6 protein-coding genes and 4 pseudogenes are annotated in these 11,268 nt (G+C 73.9%); 6 read left to right on the top strand and 4 right to left on the bottom strand.

Going from position 1 to position 11,268, the window contains the following annotated elements; translation table 11 throughout:
- Window positions 1-155 precede the first annotated feature (155 nt).
- Together AB0O07_RS33365 and AB0O07_RS33360 are read right to left on the bottom strand one after the other, a co-directional pair.
- A complete protein-coding gene (locus tag AB0O07_RS33365; RefSeq protein ID WP_365640508.1) occupies window positions 156-800 on the bottom strand; it encodes a LytR C-terminal domain-containing protein in 645 nt (214 codons plus the stop codon).
- Window positions 801-993: 193 nt separating this feature from the next.
- On the bottom strand, window positions 994-1,308 hold the full coding sequence (locus AB0O07_RS33360; RefSeq protein WP_365640506.1) for a type II toxin-antitoxin system VapB family antitoxin: 315 nt from the start codon (window positions 1,306-1,308) through the stop codon (window positions 994-996).
- Between the two features lie 272 nt (window positions 1,309-1,580).
- On the opposite strand from AB0O07_RS33360, the gene AB0O07_RS33355 reads away from it, so the two are divergent.
- Window positions 1,581-2,360: a VOC family protein gene (locus AB0O07_RS33355; protein WP_365640504.1), complete on the top strand. Its 780-nt coding sequence runs from the start codon at window positions 1,581-1,583 to the stop codon at window positions 2,358-2,360.
- 161 nt (window positions 2,361-2,521) lie between these two features.
- Here AB0O07_RS33355 and AB0O07_RS33350 read toward each other — a convergent pair whose 3' ends face one another.
- Window positions 2,522-4,135, bottom strand: coding sequence for a M28 family metallopeptidase (locus AB0O07_RS33350; protein ID WP_365640503.1), 1,614 nt, complete (start codon window positions 4,133-4,135; stop codon window positions 2,522-2,524).
- A gap of 131 nt (window positions 4,136-4,266) precedes the next feature.
- A complete protein-coding gene (locus tag AB0O07_RS33345) occupies window positions 4,267-4,872 on the bottom strand; it encodes an HhH-GPD-type base excision DNA repair protein (protein ID WP_365640500.1) in 606 nt (201 codons plus the stop codon).
- Window positions 4,873-5,059: 187 nt separating this feature from the next.
- Here AB0O07_RS33345 and AB0O07_RS33340 point away from each other — a divergent pair, with 187 nt between their 5' ends.
- From AB0O07_RS33340 to AB0O07_RS33320, 5 genes and pseudogenes are all read left to right on the top strand, one after another.
- A complete protein-coding gene (locus AB0O07_RS33340) occupies window positions 5,060-7,576 on the top strand; it encodes a terpene synthase family protein (RefSeq protein ID WP_365640497.1) in 2,517 nt (838 codons plus the stop codon).
- An 808-nt stretch (window positions 7,577-8,384) separates the two neighbouring features.
- Window positions 8,385-8,777: pseudogene (locus AB0O07_RS33335) on the top strand (3-oxoacyl-ACP synthase); the annotation flags it as partial.
- Window positions 8,778-9,026: 249 nt separating this feature from the next.
- Window positions 9,027-9,524: pseudogene (locus tag AB0O07_RS33330) on the top strand (3-oxoacyl-[acyl-carrier-protein] synthase III C-terminal domain-containing protein); the annotation flags it as partial.
- 22 nt (window positions 9,525-9,546) lie between these two features.
- Window positions 9,547-9,687, top strand: a pseudogene (locus AB0O07_RS33325) (3-oxoacyl-ACP synthase); the annotation flags it as partial.
- Between the two features lie 450 nt (window positions 9,688-10,137).
- Window positions 10,138-11,199, top strand: a pseudogene (locus AB0O07_RS33320) (beta-ketoacyl-[acyl-carrier-protein] synthase family protein); the annotation flags it as partial.
- Window positions 11,200-11,268: the final 69 nt, after the last annotated feature.

Below are 11,268 nucleotides of genomic sequence, written 5' to 3'. Positions count from 1 at the left end.
CCCTCTCCCCCCCCCGCCCGTCTCTCGTTTTCTCCGTGGGTGTTCGGGTCGGGGGCGGGGGGGGGCGGGGGGCCCCCCCCCCCCGGGGGGGGGGCCGCCCCGCTCCCGTCGCCGGGTCGGCAGCCGGTCGGCACCCGGTCGGCAGCCGCCGTCCGTCAGCAGGAGGGGGCGGGCTTCGCCGGGGCGGTCAGCGTCGCCAGCGCCTGGTCGGCGTCCTTCTGCCCGGCCAGCTCCTTGAACGCCGTGCCGATGATCAGGTCGACGTCCTTCGTCGTCCGGGTGTCCGCCTTCGACGTGGCCCCGGCGAGCTGCGTCCCGAGCACCGTCAGGGAGGTGTCGGCGGCGCTCGGCGCCCCGAGGAGGATCCCGGTTCCGGGGACCTTCTTGTCGTACTCCTCCGGCGCGTTGCCCACCTTGCCGATGACGAAGCCCCGTTTCTCCAGCTCGTCCGCGGTGGTCTTGGCGAGCCCGTCCCGCGGGGTCGCGTTGTAGACGTTCACCGTGATCTGGCCGGGCTTCGGGAGCGCCTTCGCCCGGGTGGTGGGGGTGGGCGAGGGGGACGGCTCGCAGTTCGCGTCGGAGGCGGTGCGGGCGTTGGCCAGCGCCGTACGTTTCGCGGTGTCGCCGGAGAAGACGTCGATGAGCTGGAGCGTTCCCCAGCCGGCCAGGCCGAGGGCGACGACGGAGGAGACGGCCGCGAGCACGATCCTGCGGCGGTGACGGGGGCGGCGCATACGCGGGTACTTGGACCCTGTGATGCGGTACTTTCCGCCCATGCCGGGGGGAGTGAGCATGCTCATGGCCGCAGCGTAGTGCGCGCCGTGAGTGTTTCCTACTAAATGATCAACCGTTTGTGCGGCCGAGGGGACGAAAGGGTCCGAAAGGATCAGCCCGGAGGGCCGGGTGGCCGACGGATCAGGAGGCCGGCGGCTCCCCAGGGCGGCGGTCACGGAGCCGGCGGCTCACGGGACCGACGGCCCGGTCCCGTGGCCGTCAGCTCAGGCCCATGTCCATCTCCAGCTCCAGCACCCGTGCGTGGAGCACCTGGCGCTGCTGGAGCGCGGCGCGTACGGCGCGGTGCAGTCCGTCCTCCAGATACAGGTCGCCCTGCCACTTCACGACATGCGCGAACAGGTCGCCGTAGAAGGTGGAGTCCTCGGCGAGCAGCGTCTCCAGGTCGAGCTGACCCTTCGTCGTCACGAGCTGATCGAGGCGGACCGGGCGTGGCGCGACATCCGCCCACTGCCGGGTGCTTTCCCGGCCGTGGTCGGGATACGGCCTCCCGTTACCGATGCGCTTGAAGATCACACGGAAAGCCTACCGGGCAAGCGGCTCCGGGCGCAGCCATGGCGCAGGAGCGCAAAGGTCGTATTCAGTGCCAAAGGGGGAGTGAAGCGAGAGCGGGCCGGACATCGGCCCGGTTACGGGGCCGACGCGGCCCGGTCGCGGCCCGGGTGCCCTCCCGGTCCCGGCGGGCCCGTGCGCGGAACTTTCGGTACATTCGTTCGGGAATGTCCTGTTGAGTCCCCACGGTGTGGGTCCCCATGGCGTGTCCGCGCAGGAAAGGCAGGGTGTACGACGTGCTCACCACCGATTTCGTGACCGGCTCCCCCAATTGGCTCGATGTCAGCAGCCCCGACACCGATGCCTCGGCCCGCTTCTACGCCGCCGTCTTCGGCTGGACCCTCCAGTCGGCCGGGCCCGACGCGGGCGGGTACGGGTTCTTCCAGCACGGCGGCGGTACGGTCGCCGCTCTCGGCCCGCTCCCCGAGGGGGAGGCCGCGCCCGCCTGGTCGGTGTACTTCCAGAGCCCGGACGCCGCCGCCACCACGGAGGCCGTGCGGCGGCACGGGGGCGCCGTACGGGTGGAGCCCATGGACGTCATGGGCTCCGGGCACCTGGCCTGCTTCACCGACCCCCAGGGCGCGGACTTCGCCCTCTGGCAGCCCGGCTCCGTTCCCGGACTCGGCGTCACCTCCCGGCCCGGCGCCGTCTGCTGGGTCGAGCTGCACGCGGCGGACGAGGCCGGGGCGCTCGCCTTCTACCGCTCGGTGTTCGGCTGGCGCTTCCAGGAGATGCCGTCGCCCGGCATGACGTACACGGTGCTCTCCACCGCCGAGGGCGACCAGGAGGCGGCCACGTTCGGCGGCGCCTGCGCGGTGCAGGGCGGCGAGGCGACGGCCTGGGTGCCGTATATCGCCGTGGCGGACACCGACGCCGTGGTCGTCGCGGTGCGCGAGCACGGCGGGGGCGTGGTCGTCGGGGCCACCGACATCCCCGACATCGGCCGCATGGCCCACTTCACCGACCCCTTCGGCGCCCGCTTCGCGGTCCTCCAGCCCGCGCCCCGTACGGGCTGACCGCGCGCGCCACCCGTACGGGACGGGCTGACCACGCCCCACCCGTACGGGACGGGCCCGGCCGGGGCGGATTCCGCCTTCGGCCGGGCCCTTACGGTGCTGTCGGGTCCCGGGGCCGGTGCTGTCCGGACACCGGGTCATCGCGTCACCGGGTCATCGCGTCACGACGTCGGGGTGTGGCCCCGGTCGTGGCCCTGCCCGGCCGTCTCCGCCGTCTTCCGCGACGGGTCCGCCGTCTTCAGCGGCTGCACCGAGGGCGTGGGCACCGGGCGCTTCAGCGAGCCGAGGTCATGGGCGTAGGTGCCCACCGCGTGCGCGATCACCCCGATGTTGACGCCGAAGGCCGGCATGTCGATGTTGGACAGGTTGTCGCAGGCCGAGTGGTAGCACGGGTCGTACGCGACGCCCGCCTCCCCGCCGTACCGCCGCGCCTGCTCCTCCGTCTTGATGCCCTCCGCGCCCGTGAACGTACCGCCCGAGGCGATGCCCACCTCGATGAACGGGCCGTAGTCGGAGCGGCCGTCGAAGTCCGTCCCCTCGTGCGGAACGTTTCTGCTGTCGAGGTAGTCGGTGATGTCCTTCTCGATCTGCGCCGAGCCCTCCGGCCCCGGGCCCTCGCCGCCGCCGTCCGAGTTGTCGCCGTCGTAGACGAACTGGGCCGGGTTCGGCGAGGCGATCATGTCGAAGTTCAGATAGAGCGCGATGTCCGCGCGCTGCCGGCCGGTGAGTTCGCCGACGTAGTGCTCCGCGCCGAGCAGCCCCAGTTCCTCCGCCGACCACCACGCGAAGCGCACCTTGTTCGTCGGCTTCTCGTGCGTCCTGGCGAGCTTGAGGGCGACCTCCAGCAGCCCCGCCGAGCCCGAGCCGTTGTCGTTGATGCCGGGGCCCTCGGTGACCGAGTCGAGGTGGGCGCCGAGCATCACCGTACGGTCGGACCTGCCGCCCTTGGTCTCCGCGATGACATTGCGCGTGGTGCGCTCCTCCTGGAGCTGGCGGATGTCCAGGGAGACCGTGACCGTCCCGGCCGCCGCCTCGGCGGCGAGCGCCTCGCCCGCCTCCTTGGTGATGCCGCCGGTGGGGATCACCCCGGCGGCCGGGTCGCCGAGCGTGCCGTTGAGGGCGCCTTCGGTGTTGTTGTAGACGATCGCGGCGACGGCGCCCGCCGCGCCCGCCTCCCGCTGCTTGTCGGCGAAGGAGCAGCCGCCGCGCTGGATGAGCGCGATCTTGCCGGTGTAGTCGCCGGACGCGTAGTCGGACGGCTCGCACCCGGTCGTCTCGTCGACCGGTACGGCGGCGAGCGCGGCCCGGACGCCGCCCTCCGGGGTCGACTTCGTGTACGACATGGCGGTGACGGCGACGTCGCGCGGGTTCGGGGTGACGACCGAGAGCTTCTCGGCCAGCGTTTCGATGTACGTGATGCCGAAGTTCTGGTACGAGACCTGGTACCCGGCCTTCTGGAGCGTGCTGTAGACGTACGCGGCCGAGGCGTCGTGGCCCAGGGTGCCGGCGGCGCGGTTGCCGCCCGCCTCGTCCGCGATCTCCTGGAGCCGCTCCAGGTGGCGGTAGGCGCTCCCGGCGGAGGACGAACGCACCAGTTCCTTCGAGAGTTTCGCGGCCTTCCGCGCCGCGTCCTTCCCGTTTTCCTTTTCCTTCCCGATCGCCTTCCCGGGGGCGTGGCCGACGGCGGCGGCGGGGGAGGCGGCGGAGAGCAGAAGGGGGGTGGCGAGCGCGGTGGCGGCCACGGCGGCCAGGAATCTGCGGGGTGTCGCGATCACAAGGGTCCTTCCGTGCGGACGACTGCGAGTCGGTGAACGGCCGCGCGCTGTCGGCACATGCGCGCGGATGAGCAATGCCGGAGAACGTAACGGGCCCTGTGCCTTCTTGAACAGGGCCCACCCGTACGGGATCAGCCCTGCCCGGACTTCTTCGCCGCCCCCGCCGCCTTCGCGGCCCGCTTCGTCTCCTGCTTGAACGCCCGTACCTTCGCGAGCGATTCGGGTCCGGTGATGTCCGCCGCCGAGCGGTACGCGCCCTCGTCCCCGTACGCGCCCGCCGCCGCGCGCCACCCCGTGGGGCGCACCCCGAACTGCTTGCCCAGCAGGGCCAGGAAGATCCGGGCCTTCTGGGTGCCGAAGCCGGGGAGTTCGTTGAGCCGGTCCCGTACCTCCGCACCGGTGGCCACATCGCGCCAGACGGCCGAGGCGTCGCCGTCGTACCGCTCCACCAGGAAGTGGCAGAGCTGCTGTACGCGCCGGGCCATCGACCCCGGGTAGCGGTGCACGGCGGGCTTGGCGGAGAGCAGGGCGGCGAAGGCGTCGGGGTCGTACGCGGCGATCGCCCGCGCGTCGAGGTCGTCACCGCCCATCCGGGTGGCGATCGTATAGGGCCCCGAGAAGGCCCATTCCATGGGAACTTGCTGGTCGAGCAGCATGCCGACCAGGGCGGCCAGGGGGCTGCGGCCGAGGAGTTCATCGGCCTCGGGCTGCTGTGCGAGCCGGATCGTGGTGCTCATGGGGCGATGATCACCCGGGGCGCGCGGGGGCGGGCGGATAACACGCACCGGCGTCTGTCCGATCTGCTCATATGACTACTTTGTGGTCCGAATGGCGCAGTAACGGGATGGGTAGGCCACAACGGTCGCTCTGTCAGTTCGTACGGCCGGCTCTCCCGGCCGGTTGTCCGTGAAAGGCCGCTCTCCCGTGACACACCCCTTTGAACTGCCGGATTTCTACCTGGCGTATCCGGCCCGGCTCAACCCTCACCTGGCGGAGGCGCGGGCCCACTCCAAGCGGTGGGCCAGGGAGATGGGCATGCTGGAGGGCTCGGGCGTCTGGGAGGAGCGCGACCTCGACGCCCACGACTACGCGCTGCTCTGCGCGTACACCCACCCCGACTGCGACGGACCGGCGCTCTCGCTGGTCACCGACTGGTACGTGTGGGTCTTCTTCTTCGACGACCACTTCCTGGAGTTCTTCAAACGGCCCCAGGACCGGGCCGGCGGCAAGGCGTACCTCGAACGGCTCGCGGCCTTCATGCCCCGGGACCTCGCGGCCGGCTTCCCCGAGCCGGCCAACCCGGTCGAGGCGGGGCTCGCCGACCTCTGGGCGCGTACGGTGCCGAGCATGTCGACGGCGTGGCGCGAGCGGTTCGCCGAGTCGACGGAGAACCTGCTCAACGAGTCCGACTGGGAACTGGCGAACATCAACGCGGAGCGCGTCGCGAACCCGGTCGAGTACATCGAGATGCGCCGCAAGGTGGGCGGCGCGCCCTGGTCGGCGGGGCTGGTCGAGTACGCGGCGCGGGCGGAGATCCCGGCCGCCGTCGCGGACTCCCGGCCGCTGCGGGTGCTGAAGGACGCGTTCTCGGACGCCGTCCATCTGCGCAACGACCTCTTCTCGTACGAGCGCGAGATCCAGGAGGAGGGCGAGCTGAGCAACGGGGTGCTGGTCCTGGAGACCTTCCTCGGCTGTACGACCCAGGAGGCGGCGGACGCCGTCAACGACCTGCTGACCTCACGGATCCACCAGTTCGAGAACACGGCGCTGACCGAGCTGGGGCCGCTCTTCCTGGAGCACGGGCTCGGCCCCGGGGAGTGCGCGGACACGCTCGCCTATGTGAAGGGGCTCCAGGACTGGCAGTCGGGCGGCCATGAGTGGCACATGCGCTCCAGCCGGTACATGAACGGGGCCGGGGAGCGGGCGGAGGGGACAGAAGGGGCGGCTGGGGCGGTTGGGGTGGTTGCGGCAGAAGGGGTGGTAGGGGCGGTTGGGGCGGAAGGGGGCGCAGGAGGGGCGTCCGAGGTGCCCGGAGCCGCCCTGTTCTCCCTGACGCCCGTCGGGCTCGGGACGACCGCCGCCGATATCGCGCGGGCCATGGGGCTCGGCACCGTCACCCCGGCGACGCTCACCTCGGGCGCGGGGGCGCGGGCGCGGAGCTTCGGCCATGTGCCGTACGAGCGCGTCGGGCCCTCGCGGCTGCCCGACTTCGAGCTGCCGTACGCGCTCACGCTCAGCCCGCATCTCGACGCCGCCCGCGAACGGGTGGTCGCGTGGGCGCACCGGACCGGGATCCTGACGGCGCAGCCGGGGCTGCCGGGCTCCGGGGTCTGGGACGAGGAGCGGCTGCGAAGGACCGATCTGCCGCTCTGCGCCGCCGGTATCCACCCGGACGCCACGGCGGAGGCGCTCGACCTGACCTCGGCGTGGCTGGCCTGGGGGACGTACGCGGACGACTACTTCGCCCGTGTGTACGGCGGGCCGCGCGATCTCGCGGGCGCGAAGGCCTGCCACGACCGGCTCGCCCTCTTCATGCCGGTCGGGCCGGGCGGGCCGACCGCGCCGGGCGGGCCCGCTCCGCAGGCGTCCTCGGTGCCGGTGCCGGTGCCGCTGCCGGTGCCGGTGACCGGGCTGGAGCGGGGGCTCGCCGACCTGTGGGCCCGTACGGCGGCTCCGCTCGACGAGGAGGGGCGGCGCGGGTTCCGCAAGACCGTCCTGGACATGACGGAGTCCTGGCTCTGGGAGCTGGCCAACCTCGTGCAGAACCGTATCCCCGACCCCGTCGACTATCTGGAGATGCGCCGGGCCACCTTCGGCGCCGATCTGACGATGACGCTCTCCCGGCTCTCCCACGCCGGCCGGATCCCGCCCGCCGTCTTCCGGGCGGGCCCGATGCGGTCGCTGGAGGGCGCGGCGCAGGACTACGGGTGTCTGCTCAACGACATCTTCTCGTACCAGAAGGAGATCGAGTTCGAGGGCGAGGTGCACAACGCGGTCCTCGTCGTACGGAACTTCTTCGACTGCGACTATCCGGCCGCGCTGGGGATCGTGGACGATCTGATGCGGTCGCGGCTGCGCCAGTTCCAGCATGTCGTCGCCGACGAACTGCCCGTCCTGTACGAGGACTTCGGTCTCGACGAGGAGGCGAGGGCGGCGGTCGGCGGCTATGTGCGGGAGCTGGAGAACTGGCTCGCGGGGGTCCTCAACTGGCACCACGGGTGCAGGCGTTACAAGGAGCACGAGATCCTGGAGGACCTGAGGCGGGAGCGGGAACACTCCGGTATCGCCCGGTGGGCGGTGCCGGTGGCGAGCGGGCTGGGGGCCGGCGCGCTGGGGGTCTCGGCGGCGCGCGTACGGCTCCCCGGATGGGGCCCGACCAACGGTCCCGCGCTCCCCGCACTCCCCGCGCGCCCGTCCGCGCTCCCTCAAATGGCGCAGTAACCCCCTTGCCGGAGAGGGAGTTTGACATCCGGTCGACACGGTTGACGTGGTCGGCGGTGATCGTGAACCGAGCGTGAACCGGATGGGGGCTTCAGTGGCGAGCGGGCAGGCCCGGGGCGTGCGCGGGGCGGGGGGCGCGGGCGGGGGGCGCGGCGCGCGGGCGGCGGTGCTGGAGGCCGTCGCCGGATGGGTCCCGGGCGAGCCGGTACGGAACGAGGCGCTGCCCCCGGCGTGGGGCGTGGACGACGCGTGGATCCGGACCAGGACGGGCATCACGGCCCGCCACCGGGCCGGGCCCGGCATGGCCACGGGGGACCTCGCGTACGAGGCGGCACGGCTGCTGATCGGCGACAGGGGCGGCGAGGGTGGCGGCAGCCGGTGCGGTCATGGCCAGGGGGGCGGCTCCGGCGGCGGCCAGGGGTACGGGGGCGGACGCCGGCCCGGATACGGGGCGTACGCCGGGCCGGGGGGCTCCTCGGGCTTCTCCGGCGCCTTCGGATACGGCGGTTACGACAGTTACGACAGCCATGGCAGTCATGGCAGTCATGGCGGTTACGTCGGGCCCGGTGGTTCCCCCGGCTGTTCCGGGTCCTCCGGGTCCTCCGGGTCCTCCGGGTACGGCGGGCGTGCGGGGCGGTGGGGGCGTGGGGGGTCCGTGGGGCAGGGCCCTGGCGGTGGCGGCAGTGGCAGTGGTGCCGGAGACGGCAGTGGTGCCGGAGGTGGCAGTGGTGCCGGAGGCGGGGGGGACGGGTGTTGCGTGGGGGCCTGTGGGGGCGCCGGGGAGCGGGCGGTGGACGGGGTCGACGTGGTGGACGCCGTCGTGCTGGCCACCGCCACCCCCGACCACCCCTGCCCCGCCACCGCGCCCGAACTGGCGGCGCGGCTGGGGCTCGGCGCGGTGCCCGCGTTCGATCTGGGCGCCGTGTGCAGCGGCTTCGTCTACGGCCTCGCCGTCTGTCACGGCCTGGTGGTCTCCGGCCTCTACGACCGGGTGCTGCTGGTGGGCGCCGACGTCTACTCGACCTGGCTGGACCCCCGGGACCGGTCGACGGGCGTGGTCTTCGGGGACGGCGCCGGGGCGGCCCTGATCGGCGCCGGCAGAACCGGTTCGCCTGGTGAGCTCCTCGGCTTCGACCTGGGCAGCGACGGCTCGGGGCGCGAGCTGATCTCCGTGGCGGGCGGCGGCTCCCGGGCCCGTGCGCAGGCCGCCGCCCAGGCCGCAGCGAAGGCTCCGGCGAAGGCCCCCGCCCTGGTCTGCTCGGACGGCCGTTCGGAGGGCCGCGCGGAGGGCCGCTCGGACGGCCGCCCGGACGGCCGCCCGGACGGCCGCCCGGACGGCCGCCCGGACGGCCGCCCGGACGGCCGCCCGGAGGGCCGTTCGGAGGGCCGCGCGGACGGCCGTTCGGAGGGCCGTTCCGACGGCGGACCGGAGGCGTCCCGCCACGGCGCCCCCGGGGACCCGTACTTCCGGATGCGGGGGCGCGCCGTCTACCAGCACGCCGTCGAGCGGATGACCGCGTCCTGCCGCACCCTGCTGGACACCGTGGGCTGGGACCCGGCCCAGGTCGACCACTTCGTGCCGCACCAGGCCAACGCCCGCATCCTGCGGGCCGTGGCGGAGCGGGTGGGGATCGGCGCGGAGCGCTGTGTGACCCACCTCGACCGCGTCGGCAACACCGGCGCCGCCTCCATCCCCCTGGCCCTGGCGGACGCGGCGGCCCGGGGCCGCTTCCGGGCGGGCGACCGCGTGCTGCTCACCGCCTTCGGCGGGGGTCTCACCTGGGGGACGGCGGCCCTGAGCTGGCCCGGAACCGTACGGGCCGCAGCTCGCGAAGAAAGCGCCGTGAACGGCGGAAGGTACGCACCATGGGAAGGAAGGCGCTATGACGGGGACGGCGGAGTGGCCAGGGGCGTGGCCGGCGGACCGGCCGGCGGAGAGGCCGGCTGAGCGGCGGGCGGTCCGGGCCGGGGTGGCGGTGACCGGGCTCGGGGTGGTGACCCCCGCCGGCATCGGCGAACCGGCCTTCTGGGCGGGGCTCTGCGGGGGCCTGTCGGTCGCCCGCCGCCGCCCCGAACTGGCGGGTATGCCGGTCGACTTCGCCTGCGCGATCGACGACCCCCAGGGGGGGTACGCGTCCGGCGCCGACTCCGCCCCGCCCCAGGGGAGCCCTGAGGGCCGCCCGGCATCCACCCCGTACGGGAACCCCTACGGGAGCCCGTACGGGCCGGGCCGGGCGTCCACCCCGTACGGGAGCGGCCCCTACGGGACGGCCCCCCACGGGAACGGCCCCTACGGGAACGCCCCCCACGGGAACGGCGCTTGCGGGAGTGGTCCCCAAGGGAGGAGTACGGGTCCGATCGGCGCCCCGCAGCCCGGGTACGGGGGCGGGTACGGCGACGGGCACGGGGGCGGGAACGGGCATGGGGGCGGGCATGGGAACGGAGGCGGGGCGGGGGCGTATCCGCCCGGGGGCGCCGTCCCCCCGTACCCCGACCGGACCCCCGGGCTCCCCCCGTACCCGTATCCCACCGGCACCGCCGCCCTCCCCCCGTACAGCGCGCTGGACCTGGACGACGCCGTGGGCGGGCGCTCCGTGTGGCGGATGGCCCGGTTCGTGAAGCTGGCGCTGATCGCGGCGCGGCAGGCCGTCGCGGATGCCGGGCTCGACCCCGCGTGCTGGGAGGGCGGCCGGGTCGGGGTGGTCCTCGGGGTCGGCGTGGGCGGGGTCTCCGTACTCGCCGACAACGCGCTGAAGCTCCAGGCGAACGGCCCCTCCGCGGTCTCCCCGCTGCTCGTCCCGATGATGATCCCGAACGCCGCCGCCGGCGAGGTCGCCATCGCGCTCAAGGCGAGAGGCCCGAGCCTCGCCCCGGTGACCGCCTGCGCCTCCGGGGCCACCGCGTTGGTCGTCGCCCGGGATCTGCTCCTCGCCGGGCAGTGCGACGTGGTGGTCGCGGGGGGCGCGGAGGCCGTGCTGACCCCGCTGGTGGTGACGGCGTTCGCGCGGATGGGCGCGCTGTCGACCCGTACGGACGACCCGGCGGCGGCATCGCGGCCGTTCGCCGCCGACCGGGACGGGTTCGTGCTCGGGGAGGGCGCCGGGATGCTCGTCCTGGAGCGGGAGGCGGACGCCAGGGCCCGGGGCCGGATGCCGCGCGCGCTGCTGGCCGGGGCGGGCGCCTCCACGGACGCGCACCACCCGACGGCGCCCGCGCCGGACGGCAGGACCGCGCAGGTGGCGGTGGAGACGGCGCTGCGCGACGCGGGGTGGAGCGCGTACGACGTCGGGCACGTCAACGCGCACGGCACCTCCACCCCGCTCAACGACGCCATGGAGGCCGCCCTGATCGCCCGTGTCTTCCCGCACCGGCCGCCGGTCACCGCGGCGAAGGGAGTGGTCGGGCACACGCTGGCGGCGGCGGGGGCGATCGAGGCGGTGGCGACCGTGCTGACGCTCGAATCCGGGGTGATCCCGCCGATCGCCAACCTGGACGCGCCGGAGGCCGGCTTCGACCTCGACTGCGTGACGAAGCAGCCGCGCAGGCAGCGGGTACGGAGCGCGGTCAGCCACAGTTTCGGCTTCGGCGGCCACAATGTCGCGCTGGCGTTCGAGCGGGCGTGACGGGGTGTGGGGTGCCGGGCGGGGCGCCGGGCGGGGCGCCAGGACAGATGGCGAACGCGCAGGTGGCGG

It is taken from the genome of Streptomyces sp. NPDC093085 (assembly GCF_040683935.1).
Lineage (GTDB): Bacteria > Actinomycetota > Actinomycetes > Streptomycetales > Streptomycetaceae > Streptomyces.
Note: the sequence above shows the minus strand (reverse complement) of the source record. Positions and strands in the feature narration are given on the sequence as shown.

Excerpts from the sequence above, each read along its gene's own strand:
- AB0O07_RS33345 (WP_365640500.1), bottom strand. The coding sequence starts at position 4,872 with ATGAGCACCACGATCCGGCTCGCACAGCAGCCCGAGGCCGATGAACTC.
- AB0O07_RS33365 (WP_365640508.1), bottom strand. The coding sequence starts at position 800 with ATGAGCATGCTCACTCCCCCCGGCATGGGCGGAAAGTACCGCATCACA.